We start from the raw sequence: 15488 nt of genomic DNA on the forward strand, positions 1-15488 counted from the left end.
GGCTGATCCCGGTGCGGGCGCTGAAAACGGTGCAAACCTGGGCTTGTATGGAGAGGCCCCGACCGGCCGTGTAAGCCCCGGGCTGCGCAGAGAGAACGCTCCCGACAGTCCACGCCCGGGAGAGACGTCAGAATGCAGTGTCCGGGAATCCCTGCCTGACCATCTTGCTTACGCGCGGGCGGAGGAGAAAATTTCCGCGGAAACTTTTTCGCAGCACATGAACCAGGTGCGAGCCGATGCGCTGGTGGCCATGGTGGAGCACTTTCTGGTATCGGGGCCGGATTATCGGGGTTTGCAGGGGCTGCAAGGCGCGGAGCGATGCCAGGTGCTGAGTTGCGATGCGTCCCTGGTTACTGTGCTGGAGGATGACGCCGGCAAGGTGCTGAACGTGGGTAGAAAGTCGCGCATTGTGCCGGAACATATTCGCCGTGCGCTGCGCGAGCGGGACGGAGTCTGTCAGTATCCCGGCTGCCAGGAATCAGAGTATGTGGATGCTCACCATATCCAGCACTGGGCCGAGGGTGGAGAAACACGGCTGGATAATCTGGTGACGCTGTGTCGATTCCACCACCGTCAGCTACATCGCGGGTGCCCTGATGTCCGTCTGAACGGGGTTTCCGCGGAGATTTTCTCGCCAAGAGAACTTAGCTGCGGTTCACCGAAAATGACCTGAACCGGCGTCACGCCACGCGGTGTATGACTACAAAACCCACTTCTCCCTCGCCTGTCTAGTGGAGTGGACAAACCTGATATTGTCCAGTCCACCAGACAAACCGGGGTTTCGGTGCTGGCCTTCTGCTACTGCGGTGAATTTTGAAGCAGGCGGGGCTACTGCAAGACCCGGGTGCCGCTAGGTCCGACGCCGCTCTCCTGATACTCCACCGCGCCGTCCCTGGCCCAGAGAAAGTGGGGCGTGCCGGCGGGTGCCAGGTACAGGCTGCCCTCCGGTACCGCCACCAACGCGCCCTCATCGAAGGACTCACCGAATCCAACCCACAGGGTCCCCTTCAGCACTGTGCTGTTGCGGGTATCCGGGTGGGTGTGGGGCGGGATGCGGGCCCCGGGCTCAAGCCGCACCCTGTATTGATAAATGCCCTCGTCTGCCTGATTGCCAAGCAGCCAGGCGCCGGCGACACCGGCCAAACCCAGCGGCGCGGACCAGCCAGCCTGCTCCGGGTGGAGCGGTTCGGGAGTCTCTGCCTGAACAAAAAACGACAAGGGAGCGCAGCAGAGAAGAACAAAGAGTGAGCGCGGCACGATCATTGGCAGACCTCAGTTTGGCGCCAGCTTCTCCAGCGCCACCCGCAAACCCTGCGGAATCGGCACCGACCTGTTGGCGGCGCGATCCACGAAGACATGGACAAAATGGCCGTGGGCCAGAGCTTCGTCCTCGCCCTGGCGGAAGATGGCGATGCCGTACTGCGCCGAACTGTTGCCCAGACGATCCACCCGCAAGCCGCCTTCGATGGCTTCCGGGTAGCTGGCCGGGGCATGGTAGTCGCAGCCGGACTGCACCACATAGCCGACGATCCTGCCGTCGTTGATGTCCAGCCCGCCCTCCTCGATCAGGTAGCGGTTGGCGACGGAGTCAAAGTAAGAGTAATAGACCACGTTGTTGATATGGCCGTAGGTGTCGTTGTCGGACCAGCGGGTGCTGATCGGGTAGAACACCTTGTAGTCACTGCGCTGCGGGCGCTTGCTCATGCCGTGGCCCCGTAGGCGGCGCGGTAGATGTCCAGGGCATCGGCGAGCACCACCTCCCGCGGATTGTTGACCAGCAGGCGCTGCTGCAGCATCGCATCCTCTGCCAGCATCGGCAGATCCTGTTCGGGCACACCCGCAGCCTGGAGGGTTGCGGGGAGATTCACGTCGTCGATCAATGCCCGGATGGCGACCACCAGGGCGGCGGCACGGGCTTCAACACCGCCGCTAACGCCGGGGACCAGGATTTCCGCCAACTCTGCGTACAGCGGCGCGGCGTCTGGCATGTTGAATGCCAATACCGAGGGCAGAACCAGGGAATTGGTGAGGCCATGGGGGATGTGGTAATGCCCGCCCAGGGGATACGCCAGGGCGTGCACCGCCGCCACCGGCGCATTGGCAAAGGCCTGCCCCGCCAGGCAGGCGCCGAGCAGCATGCCGGCGCGGGCTTCGCGGTCGCTGCCCGAATGCACCGCGGTGCGGATATTGGCTCCCAGCAGGCGCAGGGCTTCCCGCGCCAGATTGTCGGAGATAGGGTTCTTTTTGACTTTCGAGGTATAGGCCTCGATGGCGTGCACCATGGCATCGACGCCGGTCATCGCCGTAACCCCCGGCGGCAGGCCGAGGGTCAGGTCCGGGTCCAGCACCGCCACATCCGGCAACAGCAGCGCGGACGACACGCCGGCCTTGGTGGTTTCCCCGGTGGTGATGACCGCTACCGGGGTCACCTCCGAACCGGTGCCAGCAGTTGTCGGCACCAGGATCATCGGCAACCTGGCACCCTCCACCTGGTCGACACCGTAGAGGGCGGACAGGGGCTGGGATCCGCCCAGCAGCACCGCCACCACCTTGGCCACATCCATGGAGCTGCCGCCGCCGACCGCGATAACACCGTCGACACCGGTTTCGCGCCCGGCGGCAGCTGCGGCCTCCACCGTGGCTTCCGGCGGGTCCTCCCGCACCTGGTCGAACAGGATCGCCGGCATCCCGCCGGCATCCAGCGCTGCCAGTACCGGCTGCACCAGGCCGATGGCCATCAACCCGGGGTCGGTAACCAGCAGCGGTTTGTCTATTCCCAGGCGCCGGCAGCGCTCCGCCAATGCCAGGGCGCTGCCAGATTCGCAGATCAACTGCGGCACGGTATTGAACACAAACGGCTGCATGCCGGGCCTCCTACATGGTCAGGATGACTTTACCGCGGGCGCGGCGCTCCATCATACAGGCGTAGGCGGCCTCGTACTCCTCCAACGGAAACGTGTCGGTGACCACCGGGTTCAGCTTGCCCTCGGCGAACAGGGCCCACAGCTCGTGGATGTTCTGCAGGTTGACCTCCGGCTCCTCCGCCATGAAGCGGCCCCAGAACACGCCGACAATGGCACAACCCTTGAGCAGGGTCAGGTTGAGGGGAATGCTGGGGATGGGGCCGCTGGCAAAGCCGATCACCAGGTAGCGGCCCTTCCAGGCCATACTGCGTACCGCCGGTTCCGAGTAGTCACCGCCCACCGGGTCATAGACCACGTCCACGCCCTTGCCGCCGGTCAGCTCCTTGATTGTATCCTTGAGCGAAACCTTGCTGTAGTTGATCACCTCGTCGGCACCGAGCTTTTTGCACAGCTCCAGTTTTTCGTCCGAGCTCGCCGCGGCGATCACCTTCGCCCCGAACAGCTTGCCCAGTTCCACCGCGGTAGTGCCGACGCCGCCGGCGGCGCCCAGCACCAGCAGGGTCTCCCCGGGCTGGATGTTGGCGCGCTGCTTGAGGGCGTAGTAGGAGGTGAAATAGGTGATGGAAACGCCCGCCGCCTGCTCGAAACTGAGCCCATCGGGCATCGGGAACACGGCGTTCTGGTCCGCCGCAATACGCGAGCAGAAGGCGCCGTGGGAACCCATGGAAATCACCTTGTCACCGGGCTTGAGCCGGGTCACGTTCTTGCCGACTGCCGCTACCACGCCGGAGCACTCGCCCCCGGGAATAAACGGCAGCTCGGGCTTGGTCTGGTACTTGTTCTGGATGATCAGCACGTCGGGAAAGTTGAGGCCCGCCGCCTTCACATCAATCAGAACCTCGTTGTCACCCGGCTCCGGATCGGGCCAGTTGGTTTCGAAGGCCAGCTTTTCGGGCAGGCCGTGTTCCTTGCATACGACTGCTTTCATGCTACGCCACCTCGAACAGGCCGGCGGCACCCATGCCACCGCCGACACACATGGTAATGACCACGTACTTGACGCCGCGGCGCTTGCCCTCGAGCAGGGCGTGGCCGATCATCCGCGAGCCGCTCATGCCGTAGGGATGGCCAATGGAGATGGCGCCGCCGCTGACATTGAGTTTGTCGTTGTCGATACCGAGCTTGTCGCGGCAGTAAACCACCTGCACTGCGAAAGCCTCGTTCAGCTCCCACAGGCCGATATCGCCCACGCTGAGACCGTGCTGCTTGAGCAGTTTCGGCACAGCGAATACCGGGCCGATACCCATTTCATCCGGCTCGCAGCCCGCCACGGCGATGCCGCGGTAGATGCCCAGTGGCTCCAGGCCTTCCTGTTGCGCGGTTTTGGCGTCCATCAGCAGCTGGGCCGAGGAGCCGTCCGAGAGCTGGGAGGCGTTGCCGGCAGTGATGGTGCCGCCTTCGATCACGGTCTTCAGGCCCGCCAGGCCCTCGGCGGTAGTAGCGCGCAGCCCTTCGTCGGCGCTGACCGTGGCCTCGGCCTCGGACTGCTCACCGGTCTCCTTGTTCCAGACAATGCGCTTGCAGGTCACCGGCACCAGCTCGGCGTCATAGCGGCCGGCCTCGTAGGCCGCAGCGGTACGCTGTTGGGACTGCAGGCCATACTCGTCCATCGCCTCGCGGGAAATGTTGTAGCGCTTCGCCACCACTTCCGCGGTCTGCAGCATGGGCATGTGGATGTCGGGATGCATGGCCAGCAGCTCCTCGTCGACCATGCGGTGCAGGTTCATATGCTCGTTCTGCACCAGGGAGATGGACTCCAGGCCGCCGCCGATCACGCAGCTCATGCCATCGTGCATGATCTGCTTGGCCGCGGAGGCCACGGCCATCAGGCCGGAGGAGCACTGGCGGTCGATCGTCATGCCGGAGACCGTGACCGGCAGGCCCGCGCGCAGGGCAATCTGCCGCGCCACGTTGCTACCGGTTGCGCCCTGCTGCAGCGCGCAGCCCATGATGACATCCTCGACCCGGGCCGGGTCGATACCCGCGCGCCGGACCGCCTCGGCCACGGACGCCGCGCCCAGGCTGGCGCCGCCAAGGTTATTGAATCCGCCCCGATAGGCCTTGGCGATCGGGGTGCGGGCGGTGCTTACGATAACTGCTTCTTTCATAGGGTTCTCCCGGCGACCCGCGCTTTGCGGGCTGCGCCTGTTGCTCTAGTCGAGTTTGATGCCAAGGCCTGCGGCGGCCTCGCCAATCATCTTCATGCTTTGCTCAAAACCGGCGGTCAGCTCGCGCTCGCCATCCCGCTTGCTGATCTGCTCCCAGTGTGCCGCAATACCTTCCGGTGTCTGCTCGTCTACGGGCAGCCACACACTCTCGGTTTCCACGATACGCGACACGGCAAAAGCGCCCGCGCCGGCGGCCAGGATGGTGCGGTTGGGAGAGTCCTCGCTGGCCAGGTACAGCACCGCCGGGGTCACCGTCTCGGGCGTCAGCAGATCAAAGGCCTTCTCTGGCAACAGACCCTCGGTCATGCGGGTGCCCGCGGTGGGTGCCAGGGCATTGACCCGGATGTTGTACTTGGCACCCTCCTGCACCAGGGTGTTCATCAGGCCGATGACGCCCATCTTGGCCGCGCCGTAGTTGCTCTGGCCAAAATTGCCGTAGAGGCCGCTGGATGAAGTAGTCACCACGATGCGGCCATATTCCTGTTCGCGCATGATCTCCCACACCGCCTTGGTGCAATTGACGGTCCCCATCAGGTGCACGTCCAGTACCAGCCGGAAATCCTCCAGGGTGCCCTTGGCGAAACTCTTGTCGCGGAGGATGCCGGCATTGTTGATCAGAATATCGACCCGACCCCATTGGTCCATGGTCTGCTGCACCATGGCTTCCACCTCGGCGTATCTGGCGACGTTGGCACCGTTGGCAATCGCCTCGCCGCCGGCGGCCTCGATCTCCGCCACCACCGCGCGCGCGGCCTCGCTGGAAGCGCCGGTGCCGTCCTTGGTCCCGCCCAGGTCGTTGACCACCACCTTGGCGCCGCGCTGGGCCAGTGCAATGGCGTGGCAGCGACCCAGCCCCTGGCCGGCGCCAGTCACGATGGCCACCTTGCCGTCATAGCGAATACTCATTACTTCCTCTCCTTCCTGTAGGAGCCCGCTCCGCGGGCGATGGTTCTTACAATGGTATCGGTGGATTATCGCGCGGAGACCGCGCTCCTACAGCGACTCCTTCCTGTAGGAGCCCGCTCCGCGGGCGATGGTTTTTACCCTCAGCCCACGATGATCATGGACAGCCATTCGGCCACCAGGGCCGGTGTTTCTTCGCCTTCGATCTCAACCGTAATACCCTGCTTGATCAATATGCGGTTGGCATCCTTGAATTGCACATCGAGCATTTCTATCTGGGCGCGCACCCGTTTGCCGGCCTTGACCGGTGCCAGAAACCGGACCTTGTCAAAACCGTAATTCAGTCCCATGACCACGTTTTCCGGCATGATGCCGTTGCCCTCGCAAAACTTGGGCAGCATGGCCAGGGTCAGCAGGCCGTGGGCGATGGTGCCGCCCAGGGGCGTCTGCGCCGCCTTTTCCTGGTCCACATGGATGAACTGGTGGTCCTCGGTACAATCGGCGAAGGTGTTGATCCGCTCCTGATCCATGGTCGACCAGGGGCTGGGTTCCAGCCTGGTTCCCTTGTAGTTAACCAGCTCTTCTTTCGGGACTACGGTAAATGCCATTGCGGGCTCCTGTCTGTCTGTGCGCTGTGTGGGTTGTTGTGTAACTGATCAGCCGTCGCGGAACGTCGCGTTGACTTCCTGCTGCTGCATGTAGCCCTTGAGCTCGTTGCGGCCAACCACCATGCGGTGAACTTCGTCCGGGCCGTCTGCCAGGCGCAGGGTACGCTGGGCCATATACATGGTAGCCAGGGGGGTATCCTGGGACACCCCGGTGGCGCCGAACATCTGGATCGCCTGGTCGACGATGCGGATGGAGATATTGGGCACCGCGGTCTTGATCATGGAGATCCAGACCCGCGCTTCCTTGGGGTCCACATTGTCCATCATCCAGGCGGTCTTCAGGGTCAGCAGGCGCGCCATCTCGATGTCCATACGGGCGTTGGCGATAATGTCGACATTGCCGCCGAGCCGGGCCAGGGGCTTGCCGAAAGCGGTGCGGGACACGGAGCGCTCGCAGAGCAGTTTCAGCGCCTTTTCCGCGGCGCCAATGGCGCGCATGCAGTGGTGGATTCGGCCCGGGCCGAGGCGGCCCTGGGAGATTTCAAAGCCGCGGCCGGGGCCGAGGATCATATTGTCTTTCGGTACCCGCACATCGGTGTAGCGCTGGTGCATATGGCCGTGGGGCGCGTCATCCATGGAAAACACGTGCATGGCGCGAAGGTTCTCCACTCCGGGAGTGTCCATGGGCACCAGGATCTGGGACTGCTGCAGATGCTTGGGCGCCTCCGGGTCGGTCTTGACCATCACGATCATGATCTTGCAGCGCGGGTCGCCGGCCCCGGAAATGTAGTGCTTCTCGCCGTTGATGACCCACTCATCGCCCTCCAGCACTGCGCTGGTAGAAATGTTGGTGGCATCCGAAGAGGCGACGCCGGGTTCGGTCATCGCATAGGCGGAGCGGATCTCGCCATTGAGCAGCGGCTCCAGCCAATTCTTTTTCTGCGTCTCGCTGCCATACTTGTGCAGGACTTCCATATTGCCGGTGTCGGGGGCGGCGCAGTTGAACACCTCGGCGGCGATGTGGGATTTACCCATTTCCTCCGCGAGGTAGGCGTATTCCACCGTGGTCAGGCCGGAGCCGTGCTCGCCGTCCGTGAGAAAGAAGTTCCACAGGCCGGCCGCCCTGGACTTGCCCTTGAGGGTTTCCATGATCTCGGTCTGGCGGGCGGTAAACTGCCAGCGGTCGCCGACGCCGATCTCGGCGATGTATTCCTCTTCGACCGGGGCAACTTCCTCGGCCACGAAGGCCCTGACCTGCGCCAGCAGGGGCTGCAACTTGTCACTGACTCCAAGATCCATGATGTACTCGCTTCTACTGTAAAAATAAATGGAAGGTGGCCAGCACTACTGCCCGGCCCCCTGTCCCTGGGTAAGCGCTGCCGCGTAGTCCGCCTTCAGCTGCCGTTTGAAGATCTTGCCCGAGGCGATCCGGGGCAGGTGCTCGCGCTGCAGCCAGATGTGCGCGGGCACCTTGAACGTCGCCAGGTGTTCACGCAGGTCGTCCTGCAACTCCGCGGCGGCAAGTTCCTGCCCTTCTCGCAACACCACAACCGCGCCCACCGTCTCGCCGAGGCGCTCATCGGGGAGACCGAACACCGCCACTTCCAGCACCGCCGGGTGCTTGTGAATGGCGGCTTCCACCTCAATGCAGCTGATGTTTTCGCCGCCGCGAATGATGATGTCCTTGATCCGGTCGACGATATAGAGAAAACCGTGTTCGTCCAGGTAAGCCACGTCACCGGTGTGGAACCAGCCGTCGATAAAGGCCTCCCGGGTGGCCTCGGGCTTGTTCCAGTAGCCGCGGCAGTTGGCGGTGGACTTGATGCATAGCTCGCCACGCTCGCCGACCGCAAGGCTGTTGCCGTCGCCGTCGATGATCTTGAACTCCGTGACCGCAGGCACAATGCGCCCGGTGCTGGCGGGATTGGCGACATAGGCCGCGCCGGCATTGACTGCACCGATGGCATTGGTCTCGGTGAGCCCATAGCCAATCCCGGGCGCTGCGCGCTTGAAGGTGGAGGCAATCTTGCCCACCTGGTCCGGGGGCCGCGCCGCGCCGCCGGAAAAAATGTCCACCAGGGAGGCGATGTCGCGCTCCGTATCCCGGGCCGCCGCCTGCAACTCCGCGGACATGGTCGGCACGCCGTTGAACCAGGTAATGCGTTCCGCTTCGATCAGACGCAGGGCCTCCTGCACATCCCACTTGTGCATGATGACCAGCTTGCGGCCAATCAACAGCGACAGCAGAAAGGCCGAATGGCTGGCGGTACAGTGGAACAGGGGGATGGTAAGCAGCCCCGCCGGGGGTAGCGACGGGGTAGCGGAATCGCCGGCGAGCATCTTGTTCACCGTGCCCAGCAACATCCAGCTCCACAGGGCGGCGAGGATGGCGCGGTGCGTGGACACCGCGCCCTTGGGGTGCCCGGTGGAGCCTGAGGTATACATGATGGTGGCGTCATCCTCGGGTGCAACCGCGACCTCAGGCATGGCCGCGCCGGCAAACTCCGCCTGCAGGGCGTCGAAATCCTCGGTCGCCAGCGGCAGGTCGGAGACATCGCCTACCGAGATAATCCGCAGTTGATAGCGCTCGGAAATGGGCGCCAGGCGCGCAGCGCGCACCGGGTCCGCCACCACTATCCGGCTGCCGCTGTCCTCGATGCCGTATTCGAGCTCCTCGGTGGTCCACCAGGCGTTCATGGGTACCGCCACCGCGCCGATGGAGACGACGGCGATGAACGCCATCATCCACTCCGGACTATTGCGGCTGGCTATTGCCACCCGGTCCCCGGGAGCCACACCTAACCTGCTCTGCAGAGCGGCACCGAGGGCAGCACTGCGGGCCCAGGTTTCGGCGAAGCTGTAGCGCTGCTCGCGATACGCCACAAAATCCTTGTCGCCGTGCTGCTGCATGATGGCGCAGTAGGCGCCCAGGTTGGCGGGCATGGTGACGTAGGTCCGGAAGTCCACATCGTTGATGGAAACCTTGTCCAGCGCAAAGGGCTGCCCATCAGCGGTAAGAGCGGCGACTGTGGCCGCATAATTTTCGAGTGCCGGATCCATTGGTTTTTATTGCTCCGTCTCGGGGACTGCTAGAAACCGCTCAGGCGGGCAAAGCGGTCGAGGTGGTAGTTATAGTCACCAAAGCAGTGCTGGGCAACCCGGGCCCGCTTGATGAACAGGCCAATATCGTACTCGTCGGTCATGCCGATACCGCCGTGCATCTGGATTCCCTCGTTGGTGGCGCGCTGCGCCACTTCACAGAGCTTGGCCTTGGCGGCGCTCGCCAGCTTCGGCAGCTCGGGATCATCCGCGTCGATTGCCTGCAGCGCCTGCAGTACAATGGAGCGAGCCAGTTCCAGCTCCGCGAACAGTTCCGCCGCGCGGTGCTGCAGCCCCTGAAAGGAACCGATCAATTTACCGAACTGCTTGCGTTCCTTGAGGTAGGCGACCGTGAGCTCAAAGGCCTCGGTAGCAAGGCCCAGCAGCTCGGACGCCAGGCCGATATTGGCAATGTCCAGGGTACGGCTGAGGCCCGCCCAGGCCTGGCCCGGCTCGCCCATGACCGCATCCGCATCCAGCCTCAGCCCGTCGAAGCGCAGTGCGCCGACCCCGCGGGAGTCGACCATACTGCGGCGCTCCACGGTCAAACCCTTCGCCTCAGCGGGAACCAGAAAGGCCGTCAGGCCTTCGCTGTCACCCGCGCTGCCCGCGGTGCGGGCAATCACCACAAAGTGATCCGCCGCCAGGGCATCCAGGACCAGGATCTTGTTGCCCGTCAGGGTATAGCCGTCTCCGTCGGCGACCGCCGTCAGCGCCGTTTGCTCCGGCGCATGCTGGGCACCCTCCTGCAGCGCCAGCGACACCAGCACTTCACCGGCGGCCAGGGCCGGCAGCAGTGCCTGCTTCTGGGCTTCAGAACCCAATTCGTTGATCGCGGTGGCGCCCACCAGTACCGACGCCTGCAGCGGAGTGGGGCTCAGGTGGCGCCCGGCCTGCTCCAGCACCAGGCCCAGGCCGGTGTAGCCGTAGCCAAGCCCGCCATAGGCCTCGGCAACGGCGATGCCGGGCCAGCCCATGGCCACAACCTCCTGCCACACATCGCGGGAGAAGCCGAGTTCATCATCCGCATCGCGCAGGGCACGCAGCTGGGCCACGCCGGCCTTCTCTGCCAGCAGCCCGGCGGCGGATTCCTTGAGCATGACCTGCTCTTCAGTCAGTACCAGTGCCATCTTGTCTGCCCTCTCTCGCGTTCAGTCCGGCAGGCCCAGGACCCGCTTGGCGATAATATTCAGCTGCACCTCGGAGGTGCCGCCTTCGATGGAATTGCCCTTGGACCGCAGCCAGTCGCGGCTGGTAACGCCGCCGTTATAGGCCTCGCCCTCCCAGCCCAGCGCCGCTTCGCCGCCAATGGCGATATTGAGTTCGTTGCGGCGCTTGTTCAACTCGGTGCCGTAGTACTTGAAAATCGAGGAGGCGGCGCCGAGGCCCTGGCCCGCCTTCGCCTCGTCCCCGACCCGGCTCATGGTGGCGGCAAAGGCCAGCGCATCGAGCTGGTACTGGGCGATGGTATGGCGCAGGATGCCGTTGCCGAGCCGGCCGCTGGCGTCCGCACCCAGGGTTTCGAGCGCGGCTTCACCGAGGGATTTTTTGGGCGCCGCGCCAAAGCCCGAGATCATTTCCCGTTCGTGGGTCAGCAGGTACTTGGCGATGGTCCAGCCCTTGCCCTCCTCCCCCACCAGGTTGCGCTTGTCGGCTTTCACATTGTCGAAGAAGGTCTCGCAGAAGGGCGAGGAGCCGCTGATCAGGCGGATCGGGCGCGTGCTGACACCGGGGCTGTCCATGTCGAACAGGACGAAGCTGATGCCCTCGTGCTTGCTGCCGCTGTTGTCGGTGCGCACCAGGCAGAAGATCCAGTCCGCCTTGTCGGCATAGGAGGTCCAGACTTTCTGGCCATTGATAATATAGTGATCGCCCTGGTCTTCGGCGCGGGTCTGCAGGCTGGCCAGGTCAGAGCCGGCGTTGGGTTCGGAGTAGCCCTGGCACCAGCGGATCTCGCCGCGGCAGATCGGCGGCAGGTGTTCGAGCTTCTGCTCTTCGTTACCGAATTGCAGCAGGGCCGGGCCGAGCATGGAGATACCGAAGCTGTCCAGCGGCCGGCGGGCGTTGATCCGTGCCATCTCCTGCTGCAGCACCTTGCACTCTTCCTTGTCCAGACCGCCGCCGCCGTATTCCCGGGGCCAGTGCGGCACGGTCCAGCCCCGCGCGGCCATGCGGTCGCACCAGACCTTCTGCTCCGGGTGTGCAATTTCGGGGTTGCGCCCCCCCATGTACAGGTCCTCGAAACTGCGGACCGGCTCGCGCATGGCGGGCGGACAATTCTCTTCCAGCCAGGCGCGGGTTTCAGCGCGGAATTCTTCCAGCTTGCTCACGGGATCACCTCTTCAGGGCCGGGCGGCCACCGTCCAGTTCACTGCGCAGACCGTAGCCTCCGCAAACCGGATTTGAACATACAGTATGTTTTGCTAACTTTCAAGAATGCCCGGGCTTGTCCTCATACATGTGGCGATCGGCGGCAGTGAGGAGCGCGTCGACACTGTCACCATCCTGCGGCCAGATGGCGACACCCACGGCAATCGCCACCGACACCGTCTCGGACCCCAGAACGGCGGGACCATCCAGGGCTTCGCGCAGGCGCTTCGCCACCCGCCCGGCGCTGACCCGGTTGTCGATACCGTGCACAATCAGCAGGAATTCGTCACCCCCGAGCCGCCCCGCGTAGTCAGCTTCCCGCAAAAAACACCGCAGGCGGCGAGCCACTTCCACCAGCAGCGCATCACCGGCCTGATGACCCAGTTCATCGTTCACCCGCTTGAAGCGGTTCAAGTCCAGCATCACCACGGCGAAATGCTCGCGGTGGCGCCGGGCACGCTCCAGGGTACGGTTGAGGGTCTCGTCGATGCTGCGCCGGTTGGGTAACCCGGTCAGCACATCCTCGCTGGCCAATAGCAGAGTGTGCTGGTGCTCCCGGAAGTAGCAGGCCACGGTGATACTGAAGGTCCAGCCCATCAGGTACAGCGACATCGCCACGAAAACAAGCACCGTAGCCGCCGCCAGCTCCCGGGCGGGGTCCAGCAGGACCTGCAGGGAGGTCCACCAGCGAAACAGGAGAGCGAGGGCCAGCAGGGCCGCGAACAGGGCGGAGAGCTGGTAGATTCTGAACTCGTCGCGGCCTGTCCGCCATACCATGACCACCGCTACCGCCAGCAGGCCGGTTGCCGTCAGGCTGTCGTGCCAGAGGTAGCGATGGACGACGTCATCGCGATTTACCCAGGCCAGCAAGGCGAAGAGCGGCACCAGCGCCAACATCCACTTCCAGCGGTGGTCTGACTGAAAGCCGCGGAACCGGAGACTCCCCTCCACGGTCAGCGTAACCGCAGTGAGGGTCAGGGTGTTGTTGACGACCAGGAAGTACTCCTCGGCTCCACCGCGCCCGACAACTGGAAACATCAGCAGGAACGCCGTCGCACTGGCCGCCGTTGCCAGAAACCAATGAAAAACCCCGCTCATGCTGTGATTGATGCGCCAGAGGACCAGCATGATGACCGTGCACACGCTCGAGATCATCGCAATCATCAGAAACAGGGTTGGCACATGAAGTACATTCATGGAGTGCGCCGACAACAATGGGAAACCACTATCATGGGCGAGCGCCAAGGGAAGTCAATGCCCCATACGCGCCGCCCAGGTGGGGCGCCAAAGTGGGGCCGCCCAGGCAGGACCGTGAATACGGCCTCAGAGTTGCGCCCGCGGCATCTCTACCTGGGACGTGACAATACCGCCGTTGACGCCGTAGACCTCACCGGTCACATAGTCTGCGGCCGGCGAGGCCAGGTACAGGGCGCAAGCGGCAATGTCTTCCGCGGCGCCGAGCCTGGCCATGGGGGTTTTCGCGAGCATGGACTGTTCCAGCTCGTCGTTCATGAAGTTGCCCAGCGCGGTGGTCAGGATGGCGCCGACGCCAATGGCGTTCACCCGCACCTTGGGGGCAAAGTCCTGGGCCAGTTCCCGGGTAAGCCAGGACAGGGCTGCCTTGCCGGTGCCGTAAGCGGCGAAACCGGGCTGTGGATGTATGCCCGCGGTGGAAGAAATATTGACGATGGCGCCCTTGCCCGCGGTGGCGACCATCTGTGGCACGCTCAGGCGGGACAGGGAAAACGCGGTGGTCACGTTAAAGTGGAAACAGGCATCAAACTCTTCGTCGGTGGTGTCCAGCGTCGGCTTGGGGCCCCAGCCGCCGGCGTTGTTGACCAGGATGTCGAGGCGACCGAATTCGGCTATGGCCTGCGCCACCAGGTCCTCGCGCTGCTGCGCCTCCATCACATCACAGATCACCACCAGGGCCCGCTGGCCCCGGGCCTCTACCTGTGCCGCGGTCTCCTCCAGCTCGCTGCGGGTGCGCGCGGAAATCACCACGTCGGCGCCGGCATCGGCGTAGGCAATGGCGGTTGCAGCGCCGATGCCGCGGCCGGCCCCGGTGATGATGGCGACCTGCCCGTCGAGGCGGAAACGGTCGAGAATACTGGCCATGGGGTACTCCTGGTCTGGGTTATTGGAGGGGTCTGTCAGTCCACCGCGGCGGCGGGGATCGTGTTCAGCAGTGGATCATTGGGCGGATTGTGCACGCACCAGGTCCCTGCCGGATGATAAATATAGGCGACACAGGCATTGCAGTTGTCGCAGCCGGATTCGGTCAATTCGCCACTCCGGAATTTGTTCACCAGCGCCGGGTCGTGGATCAGCGCCCGGGCCAGCACGACGCACTCAAAGCCTTCCGCCATCGCCTGCTCGGCGTTGGCCAGGCTCTTGGTGCCGCCGAGGTAGGCCAGCGGCAACTCCACCGCGGCGCGGATTTTGCGCGAGTACTCAAGGAAGTACATCTCCTTGAAATCGATTTTGGGTTCGCTGGAGGCTGCCGCCTTCATCATCAGCGCCGTCACCCACTCGCCCTGCTGCTTGAGCACCCGGGCGATGGTTTCCCGGTTCATGTTGCTGCCGAACATGAACCAGGTTGACTCCACGTTGCGGCCGCCGGAGAGAACCAGCATATCCGCCCCCGCGGCCTGCAGCGCCTGAGCGGTGACGATCGCATCCTCGACGGTGGCGCCGCGGCGGACACCGTCGGCCACGTTGATCTTGGCCAGCACCGCCAGTTCCCTGCCCACCGCCTGTTTGACCGCCGCCAGCACCCTGGCCGGAAACCGTACGCGATTCTCCGCGCTGCCGCCGTACTCGTCTTCGCGGCGGTTGCTGAGCGGGGAGATAAACTGGTTCAGCAGGTAACCGTGCCCCATATGAAGTTCCACCGCGTCGAAGCCCGCATCCCGCGCCAGCTCGGCGGCGGCGACAAACTCCGCCACTACCTGCGCCATGTCCGCCTCGGTCATCGCGCGCTGGAAGAAATTGCCCTTCAGCGCACCCGCGGGATTGAACCCGGCGGAGGAACTGATGGTTCGGCCGCGCACTTTCATGCCGGTCACGAAAGAGCCACCGTGAGTGATCTGGGCGGAAATGGCCGCACCCTCATCGTGCACGGCCTGGGTCAGCACGCGCAGGTCGGGCAGGACTTCGGCACGCATCCAGATCTGGTTGGGCAAAGTGCGGCCCACCTTCGCCACCGCCATATAGGCCACCGTGGTCATCCCGACCCCGCCCGCCGCCAGATCCCGGTGATGTTTGACCAGGGCTTTGGTTGGCTTGCCGTCCAGGCACATCGCCTCATTGGCACCGGATTTGATAAACCGGTTGCGCAGGTTAAGGGGGCCTATGGTGACCGGGTCAAAGGGGGATGTTGCTGACGTCATGGTGCAGCCTCTCGGCGGAGAATG

Annotated in this window: 15 protein-coding genes; 1 reads left to right on the forward strand and 14 read right to left on the reverse strand. The window is 64.1% G+C overall.

Annotated elements, in window-relative coordinates; all coding sequences use genetic code 11:
* A partial coding sequence (locus Q6D67_RS15325) for an HNH endonuclease signature motif containing protein (protein WP_304706540.1) occupies nucleotides 1–673 on the forward strand: 673 nt, incomplete at its 5' end.
* A gap of 155 nt (nucleotides 674–828) precedes the next feature.
* Here Q6D67_RS15325 and Q6D67_RS15330 read toward each other — a convergent pair.
* The 14 genes from Q6D67_RS15330 to Q6D67_RS15395 all read right to left on the reverse strand — a co-directional run bounded on the left by Q6D67_RS15330 (nucleotide 829) and on the right by Q6D67_RS15395 (nucleotide 15464).
* Nucleotides 829–1218 (reverse strand): cupin domain-containing protein, encoded by a 390-nt coding sequence (locus tag Q6D67_RS15330; protein WP_304706541.1) that lies wholly within the window; start codon nucleotides 1216–1218, stop codon nucleotides 829–831.
* A gap of 54 nt (nucleotides 1219–1272) precedes the next feature.
* Nucleotides 1273–1704, reverse strand: a complete 432-nt coding sequence (locus Q6D67_RS15335; protein ID WP_304706542.1) for a thioesterase family protein — start codon at nucleotides 1702–1704, stop codon at nucleotides 1273–1275.
* Nucleotides 1701–2864: an iron-containing alcohol dehydrogenase gene (locus tag Q6D67_RS15340; RefSeq protein WP_304706543.1), complete on the reverse strand. Its 1164-nt coding sequence runs from the start codon at nucleotides 2862–2864 to the stop codon at nucleotides 1701–1703. Before Q6D67_RS15340 ends, Q6D67_RS15335 begins: the two co-directional genes overlap by 4 nt.
* A gap of 10 nt (nucleotides 2865–2874) precedes the next feature.
* A complete protein-coding gene (locus Q6D67_RS15345; protein ID WP_304706544.1) occupies nucleotides 2875–3852 on the reverse strand; it encodes an NADPH:quinone oxidoreductase family protein in 978 nt (325 codons plus the stop codon).
* A gap of 1 nt (nucleotide 3853) precedes the next feature.
* Entirely contained in the window at nucleotides 3854–5032 is a 1179-nt protein-coding gene (locus Q6D67_RS15350; protein ID WP_304706545.1) for an acetyl-CoA C-acyltransferase, read from the reverse strand.
* A 45-nt stretch (nucleotides 5033–5077) separates the two neighbouring features.
* On the reverse strand, nucleotides 5078–5998 hold the full coding sequence (locus Q6D67_RS15355; protein ID WP_304706546.1) for an SDR family NAD(P)-dependent oxidoreductase: 921 nt from the start codon (nucleotides 5996–5998) through the stop codon (nucleotides 5078–5080).
* Between the two features lie 140 nt (nucleotides 5999–6138).
* Nucleotides 6139–6603 (reverse strand): MaoC family dehydratase, encoded by a 465-nt coding sequence (locus Q6D67_RS15360; RefSeq protein ID WP_304706547.1) that lies wholly within the window; start codon nucleotides 6601–6603, stop codon nucleotides 6139–6141.
* A gap of 48 nt (nucleotides 6604–6651) precedes the next feature.
* On the reverse strand, nucleotides 6652–7902 hold the full coding sequence (locus Q6D67_RS15365; protein WP_304706548.1) for an acyl-CoA dehydrogenase family protein: 1251 nt from the start codon (nucleotides 7900–7902) through the stop codon (nucleotides 6652–6654).
* Between the two features lie 45 nt (nucleotides 7903–7947).
* Nucleotides 7948–9663 (reverse strand): class I adenylate-forming enzyme family protein, encoded by a 1716-nt coding sequence (locus Q6D67_RS15370; RefSeq protein WP_304706549.1) that lies wholly within the window; start codon nucleotides 9661–9663, stop codon nucleotides 7948–7950.
* Between the two features lie 29 nt (nucleotides 9664–9692).
* Complete coding sequence (locus Q6D67_RS15375; RefSeq protein WP_304706550.1) at nucleotides 9693–10832, reverse strand: acyl-CoA dehydrogenase family protein; 1140 nt, start codon at nucleotides 10830–10832, stop codon at nucleotides 9693–9695.
* A 21-nt stretch (nucleotides 10833–10853) separates the two neighbouring features.
* Nucleotides 10854–12032, reverse strand: a complete 1179-nt coding sequence (locus Q6D67_RS15380) for an acyl-CoA dehydrogenase family protein (RefSeq protein ID WP_304706551.1) — start codon at nucleotides 12030–12032, stop codon at nucleotides 10854–10856.
* Between the two features lie 100 nt (nucleotides 12033–12132).
* Nucleotides 12133–13269, reverse strand: coding sequence for a diguanylate cyclase (locus Q6D67_RS15385; protein ID WP_304706552.1), 1137 nt, complete (start codon nucleotides 13267–13269; stop codon nucleotides 12133–12135).
* Nucleotides 13270–13395: 126 nt separating this feature from the next.
* On the reverse strand, nucleotides 13396–14190 hold the full coding sequence (locus Q6D67_RS15390) for an SDR family oxidoreductase (RefSeq protein ID WP_304706553.1): 795 nt from the start codon (nucleotides 14188–14190) through the stop codon (nucleotides 13396–13398).
* A gap of 35 nt (nucleotides 14191–14225) precedes the next feature.
* Complete coding sequence (locus Q6D67_RS15395; RefSeq protein WP_304706554.1) at nucleotides 14226–15464, reverse strand: NADH:flavin oxidoreductase; 1239 nt, start codon at nucleotides 15462–15464, stop codon at nucleotides 14226–14228.
* Between the last annotated feature and the right edge of the window lie 24 nt (nucleotides 15465–15488).

The organism is Haliea sp. E1-2-M8 (assembly GCF_030649675.1).
Taxonomy (GTDB): Bacteria; Pseudomonadota; Gammaproteobacteria; order Pseudomonadales; family Halieaceae; genus Haliea.

Excerpts from the sequence above, each read along its gene's own strand:
- Q6D67_RS15345 (WP_304706544.1), bottom strand. The coding sequence starts at position 3,852 with ATGAAAGCAGTCGTATGCAAGGAACACGGCCTGCCCGAAAAGCTGGCC.
- Q6D67_RS15385 (WP_304706552.1), bottom strand. The coding sequence starts at position 13,269 with ATGAATGTACTTCATGTGCCAACCCTGTTTCTGATGATTGCGATGATC.
- Q6D67_RS15360 (WP_304706547.1), bottom strand. The coding sequence starts at position 6,603 with ATGGCATTTACCGTAGTCCCGAAAGAAGAGCTGGTTAACTACAAGGGA.
- Q6D67_RS15335 (WP_304706542.1), bottom strand. The coding sequence starts at position 1,704 with ATGAGCAAGCGCCCGCAGCGCAGTGACTACAAGGTGTTCTACCCGATC.
- Q6D67_RS15350 (WP_304706545.1), bottom strand. The coding sequence starts at position 5,032 with ATGAAAGAAGCAGTTATCGTAAGCACCGCCCGCACCCCGATCGCCAAG.
- Q6D67_RS15375 (WP_304706550.1), bottom strand. The coding sequence starts at position 10,832 with ATGGCACTGGTACTGACTGAAGAGCAGGTCATGCTCAAGGAATCCGCC.
- Q6D67_RS15365 (WP_304706548.1), bottom strand. The coding sequence starts at position 7,902 with ATGGATCTTGGAGTCAGTGACAAGTTGCAGCCCCTGCTGGCGCAGGTC.
- Q6D67_RS15370 (WP_304706549.1), bottom strand. The coding sequence starts at position 9,663 with ATGGATCCGGCACTCGAAAATTATGCGGCCACAGTCGCCGCTCTTACC.
- Q6D67_RS15390 (WP_304706553.1), bottom strand. The coding sequence starts at position 14,190 with ATGGCCAGTATTCTCGACCGTTTCCGCCTCGACGGGCAGGTCGCCATC.
- Q6D67_RS15340 (WP_304706543.1), bottom strand. The coding sequence starts at position 2,864 with ATGCAGCCGTTTGTGTTCAATACCGTGCCGCAGTTGATCTGCGAATCT.
- Q6D67_RS15395 (WP_304706554.1), bottom strand. The coding sequence starts at position 15,464 with ATGACGTCAGCAACATCCCCCTTTGACCCGGTCACCATAGGCCCCCTT.
- Q6D67_RS15355 (WP_304706546.1), bottom strand. The coding sequence starts at position 5,998 with ATGAGTATTCGCTATGACGGCAAGGTGGCCATCGTGACTGGCGCCGGC.